We start from the raw sequence: 14980 nt of genomic DNA, 5'->3' as shown, positions 1-14980 counted from the left end.
ATGGCTAAACGTAGCGGCGATTTGCGCTTCCAGCCGAGCGGCGGTACTCGCACGCCACAAATTCCGCTGGGCAAGAAACAGCGCCTGACCATCGAGCGCCTGGCCAATGACGGGCGCGGCATCGCGTTCTTCGAGGGGCGCACCTGGTTCGTCGCCGGCGGCCTGCCGGATGAGCAGGTGGAAGCCCGCGTGCTCGCTGCCCGCAGTCAGGTCGTCGAGGCGCGCGCCGAACGGATTTTCACCGCCGCCCCGCAGCGGCGTGTCGCGCCCTGCGCCCATGCGGGGCGCTGTGGCGGCTGCACCCTGCAGCACCTGCCGCACAGCGAGCAGCTGGCCTTGAAGCAGCGCCTGTTGGCCGAGCAACTGAGTCGAATCGCCGGGCTGCAGCCGGACGAGTGGGCGCCGGCGCTGGTCGGCCCGGAGTTCGCCTATCGCCGCCGCGCGCGCATTGCGGTGCGCTGGGATGCCAAGGCTAAACACCTGGATGTCGGTTTTCGCGCGGCGGCCAGCCAGGACATAGTGGCCATCGCCGATTGCCTGGTACTGGTACAGCCCTTGCAGCCGATTATCCGCGCCTTACCGCAGCTGCTGCGTGGCTTGGCCAAACCGCAAGCGCTGGGGCATGTCGAGCTGTTCAGTGGCACGGCCAGCGCCGTTTTGGTGCGCCATACCGCGCCGCTGCCGGACGCCGACCTGGCGCTGTTGCAGGTCTTCTGTGCCGAGCACGGCGCGCAATTGTGGCTGCATGGCGTCGGTGAGCCGCAGCCGGTCGATTGCGCGCAGGTGCTGGGCTATCGTCTGGCGGCTTGGGATTTGCAGTTGGAGTATCGCCCCGGCGATTTCGTCCAGGTGAATGCGCCGGTGAATGAGGCGATGATCGCGCAGGCGCTAGACTGGTTAGCGCCACAACGCGATGAGCGGGTGCTGGATCTATTCTGTGGCCTGGGCAATTTTGCCCTGCCGCTGGCCCGCCAGGTGCGCGAAGTGGTGGCGGTGGAAGGTGTCGCGGCCATGGTCGAACGGGCGGCGAGTAACGCCGCGGCCAATGGTCTGCACAACGCGCAGTTTTTCCAGGCGGACCTGTCGAACCCGCTGGCCGACGCCCCTTGGGCGGCCCAGGGTTTCTCCGCGGTACTGCTGGACCCACCGCGCGACGGTGCGCTGGAAGTGGTTCGGCAAATCGGCGCTTTGCGCGCCAAGCGAGTGGTGTATGTGTCCTGCAATCCGGCGACTCTGGCGCGCGATGCGGCTGAGTTGGTGCGGCAGGGCTACCGGCTAAAACGTGCCGGAATCCTCGATATGTTTCCGCAGACGGCACATGTCGAGGCGATGGCGTTATTCGAGGCGGACTAGGAAGTTCGCGTAATCCGACCAGTCCAGAGAAGGCTGGCGATTTTCTATGAAGTCAGGCGGCGTGTTTGCCGCACGACTTAGGGAAGGTAAACGATGGTACAGGTTAGAGCGCAGCAACCGATCAATACGGACGGCAGCATCAACCTAGAGGCCTGGCTCGATCATGCGGTCAGCGTCGATCCGGCGTTGGATCGTGAGGCCTTGAAGGCGGCTTGCGAGTTCGCCCGTGAGGCCGAGCAGCAAGCCAATGCCGCACAGAATCTGTGGGCCGAAGGTACCTCCAGTTTCCGCACCGGCCTGGAGATCGCCGAAATCCTCGCCGACCTCAAGCTCGATCAGGATTCTCTGGTCGCGGCCGTCATTTATCGCGGCGTGCGTGAGGGCAAGATCACCCTGGCCTCGGTCCATCAGCGTTTCGGCTCGGTGGTCGCCAAGCTGATCGAAGGCGTGCTGCGCATGGCGGCGATCAGCGCCAGCCTCAACCCGCGCGAGTCCCTGGTGCTCGGCACCCAGGCCCAGGTGGAAAACCTGCGCAAGATGCTGGTGGCGATGGTCGACGATGTCCGCGTCGCGCTGATCAAGCTGGCCGAACGCACCTGCGCGATCCGCGCGATCAAGCACGCCGATGACGAAAAGCGCCATCGGGTGGCCCGCGAAGTCTTCGATATCTACGCGCCACTGGCGCACCGGCTGGGCATCGGCCATATCAAGTGGGAGCTGGAGGATCTGTCCTTCCGCTACCTGGAGCCCGAGCAATACAAACAGATCGCCAAGCTGCTGCACGAGCGGCGGCTGGATCGTGAGCGGTTTATTACCGAGGTGATGGCGCAGCTTAAAACCGAGCTGGCCGCCACCGGCGTGCAGGCCGATATCAGCGGGCGGGCCAAACACATCTATTCGATCTGGCGCAAAATGCAGCGCAAGGGTCTGGAGTTCAGCCAGATCTATGACGTGCGCGCGTTGCGCGTGCTGGTGCCGGAGATGCGCGACTGCTACACCGCGCTGGGCATAGTGCATACCCTCTGGCGGCACATCCCGAAAGAGTTCGACGACTACATCGCCAACCCCAAGGAGAACGGTTACCGCTCGCTGCATACCGCGGTGATCGGCCCGGAAGGCAAGGTGCTGGAAGTGCAGATCCGCACCCACGCCATGCACGAGGAAGCCGAGTTGGGCGTCTGCGCGCACTGGCGCTATAAAGGCACCGACGTCAAATCCGGCTCCAACCATTACGAAGAGAAAATCTCCTGGCTGCGTCAGGTTCTCGAATGGCACGAGGAGCTTGGCGACATCGGCGGGCTGGCCGAGCAGTTGCGGGTGGATATCGAGCCGGATCGGGTCTACGTGTTCACCCCGGACGGTCACGCCATCGACCTGCCCAAGGGCGCGACGCCGCTGGACTTCGCCTACCGGGTGCACACCGAAATCGGCCACAACTGCCGCGGCGCCAAGATCAACGGGCGCATCGTGCCGCTGACCTACAGCCTGCAGACCGGCGAGCAGGTGGAGATCATCACCAGTAAGCACGGCACGCCGAGCCGTGACTGGCTGAACACTAACCTCGGTTACGTCACCACTTCGCGGGCGCGGGCGAAGATCGTGCACTGGTTCAAGTTGCAGGACCGCGACCAGAACGTCGCCGCCGGCAAGGCGTTGCTCGAGCGGGAGCTGGGCCGCCTGGCGCTGCCGCACGTGGACTTCGAGCGCCTGGCGGAGAAGGCCAACCTGAAAACCGCCGAGGATATGTTTGCCGCCCTCGGTGCCGGTGACCTGCGTCTGGCGCCGCTGGTCAACGCCGCGCAGCAACTGCTTGAGCCGGAGCGTGGCAACGAGCAGTTGGAGCTGATCCCACGGCGCCCCACCGGCCACAAGCCAGGCAAGCGCGGCGACATACAGATCCAGGGCGTCGGCAACCTGCTGACGCAAATGGCCGGCTGCTGCCAGCCGCTGCCGGGCGATGCGATCGTCGGTTACATCACCCTCGGGCGTGGCGTCAGCATCCATCGCCAGGACTGCGCCTCGGTGCTGCAACTGGGTGGGCGTGAGCCGGAGCGGATCATCCAGGTCAGTTGGGGCCCGGTGCCGGTGCAGACCTATCCGGTGGACATCATCATCCGCGCCTATGATCGCTCAGGCTTGCTGCGCGACGTCTCCCAGGTGCTGCTCAACGAGAAGATCAATGTGCTGGCGGTCAACACTCGCTCGAACAAGGAGGACAACACCGCCGCCATGTCGTTGACCGTCGAGATTCCGGGGTTGGATGCACTCGGTCGTCTGTTGGGGCGGATTTCCCAGCTACCGAATATCATCGAGGTCCGTCGCAACCGAGCTTCTTGAGCTGCTGCGGGCTGCGCGCACCTGGCGTTGTTGAAGGCCTCCCGAAAAATGCTCATTGGCTAGAGCCAACTCCGCTTTTTCGGAAGGTCTTCGCGACCCACAGGGATGTGGGGAATGCAGCAGGCCGCCGGGAGCGGCCGCTGCCTAGCCAGCTCTTCGCTCGCGACGCTCAAGTGTATGGAGTAGCCAGTGTATAAACTTGAAGACCTGCTGCACCTGATGGCCCGCCTGCGCGATCCGCAGTACGGCTGCCCTTGGGACCTCAAACAGAGCTACGCCAGCATAGTCCCCCATACCATCGAGGAGGCCTATGAGGTGGCCGATGCCATCGAGCGCGGCGACTTCGAGCATCTGCCCGGCGAGCTCGGCGATCTGCTGTTTCAAGTGGTGTATTACAGCCAGCTGGCCAAGGAAGACGGGCGTTTCGAGTTCGCCGCGGTGGTGGACGGCATCACCCGCAAGCTGATTCGCCGCCATCCCCACGTATTTTCCGATGGCGACCTGTATGGCGCGCCAGATGTGGCCAGGCTGGAGGAGGCGGCGGTCAAGCAGCGCTGGGAAGAACTGAAAGCCGAAGAGCGTGCGCAGAAAGCCGCAGCTCCCGAGCAACTGTCATTGCTGGATGATGTGCCGACGGCGCTGCCGGCTTTGTCCCGTGCGGTCAAGTTGCAGAAGCGCGCGGCCCAGGTCGGCTTCGATTGGCCGGAGGCCTTGCCGGTGGTGGACAAGGTCCGCGAAGAGCTGGACGAAGTGCTGGAGGCCATGAGCGAGAGCGACCCACAGGCGCTGGCCGAGGAAGTTGGCGATCTGTTGTTCGTGGTGGTCAACCTGGCGCGGCACCTGAAGGTCGATCCGGAAACTGCGCTGCGCAGCGCCAATGGCAAGTTCGAGCGCCGTTTTCGATTTATCGAACAGGCATTGCGCGAAACCCGTCGGCCCATTGAGAATTGCAGCCTCGAAGAACTGGATGCGTTGTGGGGCGAAGCCAAACGCCAGGAAAAAGACGGCCTAGGTTGCGGTTCATAGTGCGTAGGGTGGGTGAGGCCCACCCTACATCTCTCATTCGTTGTGCAAAGGTAGGTTATGAGTCTTTCTCTCCGCGACCAATTGCTGAAAGCCGGCCTGGTCAACCAAAAGCAGGCCAAGCAGGTCGGCAAAGAAAAACAGAAGCAGAAACGCCTGGAGCACAAAGGCCAAATCGAGGTCGACGATTCGCAGCAGCGTGCCGCCCTGCAAGCCATGGCCGAGAAGGCCGCGCGCGATCAGGAATTGAACCGCCAGCAGCAGGAAAAGGCGCAGAAGAAGGCCGAGGCCGCGCAGATCAAGCAACTGATCGAGCAGAGTCGTCTGCCGAAGTTGACCACCGAGGATTACTACAACTTCGTCGACGATAAGAAGGTCAAGCGCCTCTCCGTCAACAACCTGATGCGTGACAAGCTGAGCCGTGGTTCCTTGGCCATAGTTCAGCATGGCGGCGGTTATGAAGTGATCCCGCGTGAAGCCGCGTTGAAGATCCAAGAGCGCGATCCGCGCCGGGTGATACTGCTCAACACCCCGACCGAGGCGCCGGATGCGGACGATCCCTATGCGGCTTACCAGGTGCCAGACGATCTGATGTGGTGATTCCAACTCTCTTTCATTCGTATAACTTTGTCGGCAGCGCTACGCAGCTCCTCGCCGTACTACCTGTACTGTCTCGTCGCTGCTCGCTTGCCTTCGCGTTCTACTTTTGAAATAGAGCTGGAATAACCCTCAAGACATAAAAAAGCCGGGCATTGCCCGGCTTTTTTATGTCTTGAGTATTACTCGCTGCGGCCCTGGACCGGCTTGCCGTCCACCGAGCCGTCCTTGAGCATGATCTGGTATTCCTTGCCGTCCTTTTCCACTTGATGCAGGCGCACCAGCAGGAAATCCCAATCCTTGGCGAACCAGAGCACGGTCTTGCGGCTGCTTTGCGTCGGGTCACGCACGCGCTCGACCTTGATCGCGTCGACCAAGCCAGCCTTGGTGCGCACGGTCTCTTCGGCCAGTACGCGGAAGTCGTAGGTCTCTATCTCGTCGCCGTCGATGACTTGGTAGCTCATGCTCTTCTTGCCGGCGGCCACATCGTGCTGGAGTACCAGTTGATAAGTCGATTTGTCCTGCAGGCCACGGTTGAGTGGCTGAGAGACTTGCTCGCCGCGGTCGGTACCTATGACTTGCTTCGCGCTCCAGTCGAAGTCGAACTCGACTTGTTTGCCTTTACCCAGGCCGCTACGGTCGTAGTGGTAGGTCAGCGGCAGGAAGCTGTCATTCTCGATGCGGAAGGTGCTTTCCTCGGTGACGCTGGCGACCAGCATGGAGGCTTCGAAGTTGAGCAGCCAGCGCCCGCCATCCTGGCGCTTGAGGTTGCGTGAAGCGGTGCCGCTGACGGGCAGCTGCTTCCAGTCGGCGGTGTAGCTGGCGGAGAAGGGCTTGAGCTCCAGGGCCTGCACCGGCAGGGTAAGCACGGCGAGGACGAACAACAGGGCGCGACGCATAGAGTCTCCTAGGTTCGAATCAGGTGGCCGGTGGCCGGTAAGGGCTGGCCATCCAGCATTGCGCCCTGTGGACCAAGATGCAAGCGGCCTTCGGCAAACCAGCGCACGGCCAACGGGTAAATCTGGTGTTCCTGCACATGCACGCGGGCGGCCAGGCTTTCCGGCGAGTCATCCGACCGTACCGGGATTACCGCCTGTACGACCAGTGGACCGCCATCGAGTTCCTCGGTGACGAAGTGCACGCTGCAGCCATGTTCGCTGTCGCCAGCCTCCAGCGCCCGTTGGTGCGTGTGCAGGCCCTTGTATTTGGGCAACAGCGAGGGGTGGATATTCAGCAGGCGGCCTTGGTAGTGGCGGACGAAGTCCGGGCTGAGGATGCGCATAAAGCCCGCCAGCACCACCAGTTGCGGCGTGAAGCTGTCGATCAGCTCAATCAGCGCCGCATCGAAGGCCTCGCGGCCGGCAAAGGCTTTGTGATCGAGGACTTGGCTGTCGATGCCGGCGGCTTTCGCCCGCTCCAGGCCATAGGCGTCGGCGCGGTTGGCGATCACTGCGCGAATCCGGGCCGGATTGTCACCGGCCTGGAGAGTGTCGATCAGCGCCTGCAGGTTGCTGCCGGAGCCAGAGATCAGCACGACTACATCGCAGCGTGCCGGCATCAGTGGCCTTTCAGGTTGTTCAGTACCACACGCTCCGCGCCTTGCGCGCAGGCGGCAATCTGGCCAATCAGCCAGGGCTGTTCGCCGGCCTCGCGCAGGGTTTGCAGCGCCGTTTCGACCTGCTCTTGAGCGACGCAGATGACCATGCCCACGCCGCAGTTGAGGACCCGGTGCATTTCCACTTCGTTGACGTTGCCTTGTTCTTGCAGCCAGTCGAACACCGCCGGGCGTTTCCAGCTGGCCACATCGACCACCGCTTGCGCGCCTTCCGGCAGCACGCGCGGGATGTTATCCAGCAGACCGCCGCCGGTGATATGGGCCATGGCTTTGACCGCGCCGGTGTCCTTGATCAGCTTGAGCAGCGGTTTGACGTAGATCCGGGTCGGCGCCATCAGCAGCTCGGTGAGCGGCTTGCCGTCGAGCTGGATGTTTTCGATGTCGGCGCCGGCGACTTCGATGATCTTGCGGATCAGCGAATAGCCGTTGGAGTGCGGGCCGGAGGAGGGCAGGGCGATGAGGGCGTCGCCGGCCTGCACCTTGGAACCGTCGATGATCTCGGCTTTCTCCACCACGCCGACGCAGAAGCCGGCCAGGTCGTAGTCTTCGCCTTCGTACATGCCGGGCATCTCGGCAGTTTCACCGCCGACCAGGGAGCAGCCAGCCAGCTCGCAGCCGGCGCCGATGCCGGTGACCACTTGGGCGGCGGTGTCGACGTTGAGTTTGCCGGTGGCGTAGTAGTCGAGGAAGAACAGCGGCTCGGCGCCGCACACCACCAAGTCATTGACGCACATGGCGACCAGGTCGATGCCGATGCTGTCGTGCTTGTTCAGGTTCAGCGCCAGGCGCAGCTTGGTGCCGACGCCGTCGGTGCCGGAGACCAGTACCGGCTGCTTGTAACCGGCGGGGATCTCGCAGAGGGCGCCGAAGCCTCCCAGGCCGCCCATCACTTCCGGACGTGCGGTGCGCTTGGCCACGCTTTTGATGCGTTCGACCAGGGCTTCGCCCGCGTCGATATCTACACCGGCGTCCTTGTAGCTAATGGAGGGTTGCTTGCTCATAGATCCAGGGCCTTTAAGGGAAGTTCGGGGATCGACCGGGTACTGCGGTCGCCGGTCTGCGAAGGCGCGCGATTTTATCAGGCTTGCCCGCCAGCAGCCATCGGAGCCTGTCACTCAAGTGGGTAGTGGCGGGTTTGCCGGGTAGTTAAGCCGACGAACTGCGGTGATGCCCGGGTAAATCAGTCACGAAGGCGCGCCCTATATCGAGCGAAATGGGGGCTGGGTTTAGTCAGCTCTGGTGAAGATCAGTGCCGATCAGGGATAGCGAGAGTGCCGGATGCTGGGTTGTCAGGCAGGCACTGGTTGCCGGCCTGCGGGCGGCTGTTTAAGGTAGAGCCTTTCCGTCGCCCTTAAGCCTTGCGAGAGCCCAATGCGCGTCATTGCCCGCCTGTTTGTCCTCTGTCTGTCGCTCATCAGCCTGCCCTCTTTTGCCGAAACGGTCGGCGACCTGTATCAGGTACGCGAGCCGGTCGCCAGCCAACAGCCCGAGGAGCGTGCCGCGGCGCTGAGCCGCGCGTTGGATACGCTGGTGTTGCGTCTTACCGGCGATAGCCAGGCGCCGAGCAATCCGGCCCTGGCCGAATTGCGCAAGGATCCACAGCAGGTGATCAGCCAGTACGGCTACGAAAGTGGCCCGCCGCAGTTGCTGGTGGTCGACTTCGACCCGATCAGCAGCGACCGCAGCCTGCGCCAAGCCGGCTTGTCGTTATGGGGCACCAACCGCCCGGCGATCCTGACGTGGTGGCTGAATAATGCCACCGAAGGCAGCAGTCTGGTCGGTGACGGCCAAGCCAGTGCCGCGCCGTTGCGCCGTGCCGCCCAGCACCGTGGTTTGCCGCTGCGCCTGCCACTGGCGGATTTGAATGAGCAACTGCTCGCTACGGCGGAAAACCTCGCCGCCACCCAGGCCGATGCGCTGCGTCCGGCCTCCGAGCGCTATGCGGCGGATGCCTTGCTGGCGGTCAATGCCCATGAGGAAGCGGGCCAGTGGCAGGCACAGTGGCGCCTGTGGCTAGGCGATAGCCGCGAGCAGGGCAGCGCCCAGGGCGCCGACGCGGATGCGCTGGCGGATGCGGTGTTTTTGGCCATCAGCGAGCGCCTGGCGCCGCGCTTTGTCGCCGCTCCGGGCGCGGCCGAGAGCCTGATCCTGGAGGTGCAGGGCGCCACTCTGGCCCGTTACGCCGAGCTGCAACGCTTGCTCGAGCCGTTCGATGCCCGTCTGCAGAAGGTCGAAGGCGAGCGTCTGAGCTATAGGGTCAAGGCCAGCGCCGAGCAGTTGCGTGCGCAACTGGCCCTGGCGCATCTACAGGAAATGCCGGCCGAGGCTGCGCCGGTAGAGGCCGGGCAGGCCCCGACGGCCGTTGCGGCGCCCATGCAACAGCCGCGCGCGGCTGTACTGCGTTACCGTTGGTAGTCATCCGGCCTGGGCTGGGTAAATTTCCTGTTGCGAGGCTTTGAGCATGACTGATTCACGCCACTGGCTATGGATTGCCGGGCTGTTTCTGCTCGGTTGGCTGCTGTACCTGCTGCAGCCGATTCTTTCCCCCTTTCTGATTGGCGTGTTGCTGGCCTACATGGGCGATCCGCTGGTGGATCGGTTGGAGCGCTGGAAGCTCTCGCGCACCTGGGCGGTGGTCGTGGTGTTCGGCTTGTTCAGCCTGGTGTTGCTGGTGCTGCTCTTGGTGCTGCTGCCGCTGTTGGGCCGGCAGTTGCTGCGCCTCTATGAGTTGGCGCCGCAGATGCTCGACTGGTTGCAGCATACGGCCTTGCCTTGGGCGCAGGCGCAACTGGGGCTGGCGGATGGTTTTTGGCGTTTCGATCAGCTCAAGGCGGCTTTCTCCGAGCATCTGGGCAAGACCACCGACATAGTCGGGGCCGTGCTGGCGCAGGCCACCGCATCGAGTCTGGCGTTGCTCGCTTGGTTGGGCAACTTGCTGCTGATTCCGGTGGTGAGCTTTTATCTGCTGCGGGACTGGGACCTGCTGGTGGCCAAGCTGCGCAGCCTGCTGCCACGCAGCCGCGAAGGTTGGGTCGTGCAACTGATTGGCGAGTGCCATGAAGTGCTGGGCGCCTTCCTGCGTGGCCAGTTGCTGGTGATGCTGGCGCTGGGGATTATCTACGCCAGCGGCTTGATGCTGGTGGGCCTGGAGTTGGGGCTGTTGATCGGCCTGATTGCTGGCTTGGCCAGCATCGTGCCCTACATGGGCTTTGTCGTGGGCATTGGCGCCGCGGTCACTGCCGGGCTGTTTCAGTTTGGCGGTGAGTTTTATCCCTTGCTGGGGATTGCGGCGGTCTTTATGGCCGGTCAATTGCTCGAAGGCATGCTGTTAACGCCCTTGTTGGTGGGCGACCGCATCGGCCTGCATCCGGTGGCGGTGATCTTTGCGATTCTCGCCGGCGGCCAGTTATTTGGCTTCACTGGCGTACTATTAGCGTTGCCGGTTGCCGCGGTGATCATGGTATTGCTGCGTCATGCTCATGATTTCTATAAACTTTCCGCTCTTTATCGAGAGTCCTCCGGCGGTTCCGACGAGCCGCCCAGCCCTGCATGAAACCGATTCAGCTCCCTCTGGGTGTGCGTCTGCGCGATGACGCCACCTTTGCCAACTACTATCCCGGCGCGAATGCCGCGGCGCTCGGCTATGTCGAGCGCCTCTGCGAGGCCGAGGCCGGCTGGGCGGAAAGTCTGATCTACCTCTGGGGTGGTGACGGCGTCGGCCGTAGCCATCTGCTGCAGGCCGCCTGTTTGCGCTTTGAACAACGTGACGAGCAGGCCGTGTATCTGCCGTTGGCGGAGGTGGCGGATTACGGCCCGGAGCTGCTGGACAACCTGGAGCAGTGCGAGCTGGTCTGTCTGGATGATCTGGATGCGGTTGCCGGTCGCGCCGACTGGGAAGAGGCGCTGTTCCACCTGTTCAACCGTCTGCGTGATAGTGGTCGCCGGTTGCTGCTGGCCGCCGCCGCTTCGCCACGGGAGCTGCCGGTGCAATTGCCAGACCTGCAGTCACGCCTGACCCTGGCGCTGGTCTTCCAGCTGCAGTCACTGTCCGACGAAGACAAGCTGCGCGCCCTGCAGCTGCGCGCCTCGCGTCGTGGTCTGCACCTGACCGACGAAGTCGGCCGCTTCATCCTCACGCGCGGCACGCGCAGCATGAGTGCGTTGTTCGAACTGTTGGAGCGCTTGGATCAGGCCTCCCTGCAGGCGCAACGCAAGCTGACCATTCCCTTTCTGAAAGAAATCCTCGGCTGGTGAGACCCTAGGGTGGATTCGCCGCGCTGCGGCAATCCACCAGGCCGCGAGCGGTGCACTGCCCTGCGGGCGAGTGCACCCTACGGACTCAGCTTTCTCCCGCCAGTTTACGGTCGTACTGGAAGCGCCAGCGCGTATAGAGCAGCGCCGCGCAGAACAGCGTCAGACTGAGCAGTGTTTCGCTCCAGCCGAGCCAGCTGCGACTGGGATCGAAGGCGGCGAGCACGCCTTTGATGAAGTACAGGTTGACCACGAAGCAGGTCCAGGCGTGGGCCCGCGCGCTGCCGAGCAGTAAACCGGGGGCGAGTATCAGCAGGGGCGCCAGTTCGATGCTCAAAATCACCCAGGGGCGCGCGCCATGCAGGTCGGCGTAGACCAGGTTCCAGATCAGCAGCAACAGCGCTAAGCCGCCAAAGCTGAGCAAACTGAGCGCGCGGCTGAGGGCCAGGCGTGGCGCCAGCCAACTCAGGGCCGGTAGGGGCTTGGGGGTTTTAGCCACGGTGGTTCTCCAAACGCTGCGCGGTCTGTGCCAGGCGTTGGCCGAGGGTGCGGCACAGGGTGATCTCGTGTTCATCCAGCGGGCGTTTGCCATCGGTGCCGGCATGGTGGCTGGCGCCGTAGGGCGTGCCGCCGCCGCGGGTCTCGAACAGTGCCTGCTCGCTGTAAGGCAGACCGGTGATCAGCATGCCGTGGTGCAGCAGCGGTAGCAGCATGGACAGCAGGGTAGTCTCCTGACCGCCGTGCAGGCTGGCGGTGGAGGTGAAGACGCCGGCTGGTTTGCCGACCAGCCCGCCGGTCAGCCAGAGACTGCTGGTGCCGTCGAGGAAGTATTTCAGCGGCGCGGCCATATTGCCGAAGCGGGTCGGGCTGCCTAAGAGCAGGCCTGCGCAGTTCTTCAGGTCATCCAGGCTGGCGTAGAGCGCCCCTTCGGCAGGAATGGCTGGGGCTATGGCTTCGCACTCGGTGGAGACCGCCGGCACCGTGCGCAGGCGCGCTTCCATGCCGGTCAGCTCGACGCCGCGGGCAATCTGTCGGGCCATCTCGGCGGTGGCGCCGTTGCGGCTGTAATAGAGCACCAGGATATAGGGCTGGCTCACGGCAGAATCTCCAGCACTCTCTCCGGCGGGCGGCCGATGATGGCCTTGCTACCCACGACCAGAATCGGCCGCTCGATCAGCTTGGGGTGGGCGACCATGGCGGCGATCAGTTGTTCTTCACTGAGGCTGGGATCCGCCAGGTTCAGGGTTTTGTATTCGTCCTCGGCGCTGCGCAGTAACTGCCGTGCAGACAGCTTGAGCTTGCCTAGCAGGTCCTGCAGTTCGACGGCGCTCAGCGGGGTTTCCAGATAGCGCACTAGGGTCGGCGCGAGGCCGCGGGCTTCGAGCAGTTCCAGCGCGCCGCGGGATTTCGAGCAGCGCGGGTTGTGATAGAGCGTCAGATCGGTCATGTGCGGGTCGCATCTTGCATAAGGTGGCGGCTATTCTAACCGCGTCGGTGCCTCTGTCTGAACAGGGCGCAAGGTTTGCAGTCTGTTAGGCCGCGTTCGTCAATCGCTAAGGAGAGGGCATGCGCCAACGCTTCGATGATGTCGTGGAATTCTGGCGCTTTCTGCTGCGGCGCTTTCTCGCCGACCATGGGCCCAATAGCGCTGCGGCACTGACCTACACCACCCTGTTTGCGGTGGTGCCGATGATGACGGTGACCTTCGCCATGCTTTCCGCGATCCCGGCTTTTCAGGGCGTTGGCGAGGAAATTCAGAATTTTATCTTCCGCAATTTTTTGCCCTCGTCCGGTGAAACGGTGCAGGAATATCTGAGAGACTTCACCACCCAGGCGCGGCAACTGACCTGGATCGGTGTGGTTTTACTCGCGGTGACCGCCTTTGCCATGCTGGTAACGGTGGAGAAGGCGCTCAACACCATCTGGCGGGTGCGCCAACCGCGGCGTGGCATCTCCAGCTTCTTGCTGTATTGGGCGATTCTCAGCCTCGGCCCGCTGCTGTTGGGCGTCGGCTTCGCGGTGAGCACCTACATCACTTCGCTGTCCTTGATTTCCGGGCCGGATGCGCTGATCGGGGCCAAGACCTTGCTTGGCTTCATGCCGCTGTTGTCCAGTGTGGCGGCGTTCACGCTGATTTATGCCGCGGTGCCCAACGCTCGGGTGCCACTCAAGCATGCGCTGCTCGGTGGGGTGTTTGCCGCGGTGTTGTTCGAGGTGGCGAAGATGCTGTTCGGCCTGTATGTCCGCCTGTTTCCCGGTTACCAGTTGATCTACGGCGCCTTCGCGACCGTGCCGCTGTTCCTGCTGTGGATCTACCTGTCTTGGCTGATCGTGCTGTTTGGTGCCGAGTTGGTGTGCAACCTGTCGTCATCGCGGCATTGGCGGCGTCGTGCGGTGCCCAGGCTGTTGGTGGTGCTGGGCATTCTGCGGGTATTCCATGATTGCCAGCTACGCGGTCAACTGGTGCGCCATAGCGATGTGCAGAATCAAGGTTGGCAGCTACCGGAGGACGAGTGGGACGAGATCCTCGATTTCCTCGAGCGCGAGCAACTGATCTGTCGAGCCAGTGGCGGGGGCTGGGTGCTGTGCCGCGATCTGACGCAATACAGCCTGCATCAACTGCTCAGCCACAGTCCTTGGCCCTTGCCGCGCCTGAGGCTACTGCCGGCGCAGCTGGATGAGGCTTGGTATCCGGGGCTGCGCGCGGCGTTGGAAATGCTGCATGAGGAACAGGCGGCGCTATTTGGCGGTAGCTTGGCGCAATGGCTACAAGCGACTAAGTAAGCTCGGTCGCCGTGCGCAAGCCAACTGATGACGAAAAATGTCAGTTTGCGGCGCATAGCTACTGCCGCGCAGGTTCAAGGCCGGCGCTGAGGCCGTAAGGCCGATGATCTGGAGGTTGGCACGCTTTTGGCTCTCTCGGTAAGCGATTGCTATCGAACTGCCAGCGGGGCACGGACTGGCCGAGGAACTATGGGGGCTATGAGCAGAACTAAGGGCAAGGTGATCCACTTGCAGCAGTGGGATCCGCAGCAGGCATTGGCGCGGCTTAATCGGCTTACCGGCCTGCGTTTTGCGCAGTGGCCCGAGTCTCTGGTGCAACAGTCGCTGCAGGCCGACGCTGCTGAACAGGAGGCCAACGACCTCGCCGTTGCAATTCCAACCAGTTCCAGCGTTGCGCAGCGCTGAGCAACAAACACGCGGCTGGGCGCGGGGCTTGGCTCTGCACGGCGGCCATCAGGCCTGGGCTTGGCGGCTCTCGGCGCTGGCCGGTTCCACGGCCTGCACGAATAACTCTTCGACGATCAGACTGGGCGCCGGCACTGCCGAGCGCAGGCAAATCTGCATGTCTTGGATCTTCTGTTTGACCGGCAGGCGCGCGATGCCGGACAGCAGGATCTTGTGCTGGACACTGACTTTGCCGTGATCCACCAGCACCTCGCGACGGCTGTCGCCATCGTGGTAGCTGACCAATAACGACACCGGCAGATTGGCCAGGCCGGGTAGCTGCAGCCATGCGGCGATGTTGTATTCGGCTACTCGCCCTTCGTAAGGTGCGACTAGCGTGCGGGCTGAGTCGGCGATGCGGGACGGCACTGGACCGATCAGCTGGTCGTGGGCTTGGGACATGGCGGGCTTCCGTGCTGATAGCGGATCGAATGCAGGGTACGAGTCGTGCACGAGTATAAGCACGACAGTGCCAGTCAAACTGTGCGCTTGGCCGCTGGCTGACGTGACCCGTCTCGCAGTTTCACCCTCTACGCCAGCTTCAGAGGATGGCGGGCGACCGAGGGGGTGACGAGG

The 14980-nt window shown here is 63.2% G+C and carries 16 protein-coding genes; 9 read left to right on the top strand and 7 right to left on the bottom strand.

The window, feature by feature from the left end:
• The 4 genes from rlmD (at position 1) to FFS13_RS18905 (ending at position 5313) form a co-directional block, all read left to right on the top strand.
• Positions 1 to 1353 carry a 23S rRNA (uracil(1939)-C(5))-methyltransferase RlmD gene (gene rlmD, locus FFS13_RS18920; RefSeq protein ID WP_137820609.1) on the top strand — a complete coding sequence of 451 codons (1353 nt, stop codon included), beginning with the start codon at positions 1 to 3 and terminating at the stop codon, positions 1351 to 1353.
• Positions 1354 to 1446: 93 nt separating this feature from the next.
• Positions 1447 to 3690, top strand: a complete 2244-nt coding sequence (gene relA, locus FFS13_RS18915) for a GTP diphosphokinase (RefSeq protein WP_137820608.1) — start codon at positions 1447 to 1449, stop codon at positions 3688 to 3690.
• A 189-nt stretch (positions 3691 to 3879) separates the two neighbouring features.
• A complete protein-coding gene (gene mazG, locus FFS13_RS18910) occupies positions 3880 to 4716 on the top strand; it encodes a nucleoside triphosphate pyrophosphohydrolase (protein ID WP_137820607.1) in 837 nt (278 codons plus the stop codon).
• Positions 4717 to 4773: 57 nt separating this feature from the next.
• Positions 4774 to 5313, top strand: coding sequence for a DUF2058 domain-containing protein (locus tag FFS13_RS18905; RefSeq protein WP_137820606.1), 540 nt, complete (start codon positions 4774 to 4776; stop codon positions 5311 to 5313).
• Between the two features lie 179 nt (positions 5314 to 5492).
• Here the strand turns inward: FFS13_RS18905 and FFS13_RS18900 are convergent, their stop codons facing one another.
• The 3 genes from FFS13_RS18900 to purM are packed head-to-tail and all read right to left on the bottom strand — an operon-like array spanning position 5493 to position 7926.
• On the bottom strand, positions 5493 to 6209 hold the full coding sequence (locus FFS13_RS18900; protein WP_137820605.1) for a DUF3108 domain-containing protein: 717 nt from the start codon (positions 6207 to 6209) through the stop codon (positions 5493 to 5495).
• A gap of 8 nt (positions 6210 to 6217) precedes the next feature.
• The gene (purN, locus tag FFS13_RS18895; RefSeq protein WP_137820604.1) at positions 6218 to 6868 is read right to left on the bottom strand and encodes a phosphoribosylglycinamide formyltransferase; all 651 of its coding nucleotides are present in this window, start codon (positions 6866 to 6868) and stop codon (positions 6218 to 6220) included.
• The gene (gene purM / locus FFS13_RS18890; RefSeq protein ID WP_137820603.1) at positions 6868 to 7926 is read right to left on the bottom strand and encodes a phosphoribosylformylglycinamidine cyclo-ligase; all 1059 of its coding nucleotides are present in this window, start codon (positions 7924 to 7926) and stop codon (positions 6868 to 6870) included. Before purM ends, purN begins: the two co-directional genes overlap by 1 nt.
• A gap of 370 nt (positions 7927 to 8296) precedes the next feature.
• Between purM and FFS13_RS18885 the strand changes: the two genes are divergently transcribed.
• Genes FFS13_RS18885 through hda form a run of 3 tightly spaced genes read left to right on the top strand, consistent with a single transcriptional unit; the run spans position 8297 to position 11179 of the window.
• Positions 8297 to 9340: a DUF2066 domain-containing protein gene (locus FFS13_RS18885; RefSeq protein WP_137820602.1), complete on the top strand. Its 1044-nt coding sequence runs from the start codon at positions 8297 to 8299 to the stop codon at positions 9338 to 9340.
• Between the two features lie 46 nt (positions 9341 to 9386).
• Positions 9387 to 10478 (top strand): AI-2E family transporter, encoded by a 1092-nt coding sequence (locus FFS13_RS18880; RefSeq protein WP_137820601.1) that lies wholly within the window; start codon positions 9387 to 9389, stop codon positions 10476 to 10478.
• Positions 10475 to 11179: a DnaA regulatory inactivator Hda gene (hda, locus tag FFS13_RS18875; RefSeq protein ID WP_137820600.1), complete on the top strand. Its 705-nt coding sequence runs from the start codon at positions 10475 to 10477 to the stop codon at positions 11177 to 11179. Before FFS13_RS18880 ends, hda begins: the two co-directional genes overlap by 4 nt.
• A gap of 85 nt (positions 11180 to 11264) precedes the next feature.
• On the opposite strand, the gene FFS13_RS18870 is transcribed toward hda, so the two are convergent.
• The 3 genes from FFS13_RS18870 to arsC are packed head-to-tail and all read right to left on the bottom strand — an operon-like array spanning position 11265 to position 12623.
• Complete coding sequence (locus tag FFS13_RS18870; RefSeq protein ID WP_137820599.1) at positions 11265 to 11675, bottom strand: DUF2069 domain-containing protein; 411 nt, start codon at positions 11673 to 11675, stop codon at positions 11265 to 11267.
• On the bottom strand, positions 11668 to 12273 hold the full coding sequence (gene wrbA / locus FFS13_RS18865) for an NAD(P)H:quinone oxidoreductase (protein ID WP_137820598.1): 606 nt from the start codon (positions 12271 to 12273) through the stop codon (positions 11668 to 11670). Before wrbA ends, FFS13_RS18870 begins: the two co-directional genes overlap by 8 nt.
• The gene (gene arsC / locus FFS13_RS18860) at positions 12270 to 12623 is read right to left on the bottom strand and encodes an arsenate reductase (glutaredoxin) (RefSeq protein WP_137820597.1); all 354 of its coding nucleotides are present in this window, start codon (positions 12621 to 12623) and stop codon (positions 12270 to 12272) included. The genes wrbA and arsC overlap by 4 nt, the downstream gene beginning before the upstream one ends.
• A 119-nt stretch (positions 12624 to 12742) precedes the next feature.
• Here arsC and FFS13_RS18855 point away from each other — a divergent pair, with 119 nt between their 5' ends.
• Positions 12743 to 13960: a virulence factor BrkB family protein gene (locus FFS13_RS18855; RefSeq protein WP_137820596.1), complete on the top strand. Its 1218-nt coding sequence runs from the start codon at positions 12743 to 12745 to the stop codon at positions 13958 to 13960.
• Positions 13961 to 14158: 198 nt separating this feature from the next.
• Complete coding sequence (locus FFS13_RS18850) at positions 14159 to 14365, top strand: hypothetical protein (RefSeq protein WP_137820595.1); 207 nt, start codon at positions 14159 to 14161, stop codon at positions 14363 to 14365.
• A gap of 48 nt (positions 14366 to 14413) precedes the next feature.
• On the opposite strand, the gene FFS13_RS18845 is transcribed toward FFS13_RS18850, so the two are convergent.
• A complete protein-coding gene (locus FFS13_RS18845) occupies positions 14414 to 14806 on the bottom strand; it encodes a hypothetical protein (protein WP_137820594.1) in 393 nt (130 codons plus the stop codon).
• Positions 14807 to 14980: the final 174 nt, after the last annotated feature.

The organism is Pseudomonas sp. 2FG (assembly GCF_005502935.1).
GTDB lineage: Bacteria > Pseudomonadota > Gammaproteobacteria > Pseudomonadales > Pseudomonadaceae > Aquipseudomonas.
Note: the sequence above shows the minus strand (reverse complement) of the source record. Positions and strands in the feature narration are given on the sequence as shown.

Excerpts from the sequence above, each read along its gene's own strand:
- FFS13_RS18880 (WP_137820601.1), top strand. The coding sequence starts at position 9,387 with ATGACTGATTCACGCCACTGGCTATGGATTGCCGGGCTGTTTCTGCTC.
- arsC (WP_137820597.1), bottom strand. The coding sequence starts at position 12,623 with ATGACCGATCTGACGCTCTATCACAACCCGCGCTGCTCGAAATCCCGC.
- purM (WP_137820603.1), bottom strand. The coding sequence starts at position 7,926 with ATGAGCAAGCAACCCTCCATTAGCTACAAGGACGCCGGTGTAGATATC.
- relA (WP_137820608.1), top strand. The coding sequence starts at position 1,447 with ATGGTACAGGTTAGAGCGCAGCAACCGATCAATACGGACGGCAGCATC.
- FFS13_RS18855 (WP_137820596.1), top strand. The coding sequence starts at position 12,743 with ATGCGCCAACGCTTCGATGATGTCGTGGAATTCTGGCGCTTTCTGCTG.
- purN (WP_137820604.1), bottom strand. The coding sequence starts at position 6,868 with ATGCCGGCACGCTGCGATGTAGTCGTGCTGATCTCTGGCTCCGGCAGC.
- FFS13_RS18850 (WP_137820595.1), top strand. The coding sequence starts at position 14,159 with ATGAGCAGAACTAAGGGCAAGGTGATCCACTTGCAGCAGTGGGATCCG.
- FFS13_RS18900 (WP_137820605.1), bottom strand. The coding sequence starts at position 6,209 with ATGCGTCGCGCCCTGTTGTTCGTCCTCGCCGTGCTTACCCTGCCGGTG.
- hda (WP_137820600.1), top strand. The coding sequence starts at position 10,475 with ATGAAACCGATTCAGCTCCCTCTGGGTGTGCGTCTGCGCGATGACGCC.
- rlmD (WP_137820609.1), top strand. The coding sequence starts at position 1 with ATGGCTAAACGTAGCGGCGATTTGCGCTTCCAGCCGAGCGGCGGTACT.
- FFS13_RS18905 (WP_137820606.1), top strand. The coding sequence starts at position 4,774 with ATGAGTCTTTCTCTCCGCGACCAATTGCTGAAAGCCGGCCTGGTCAAC.
- FFS13_RS18845 (WP_137820594.1), bottom strand. The coding sequence starts at position 14,806 with ATGTCCCAAGCCCACGACCAGCTGATCGGTCCAGTGCCGTCCCGCATC.
- FFS13_RS18885 (WP_137820602.1), top strand. The coding sequence starts at position 8,297 with ATGCGCGTCATTGCCCGCCTGTTTGTCCTCTGTCTGTCGCTCATCAGC.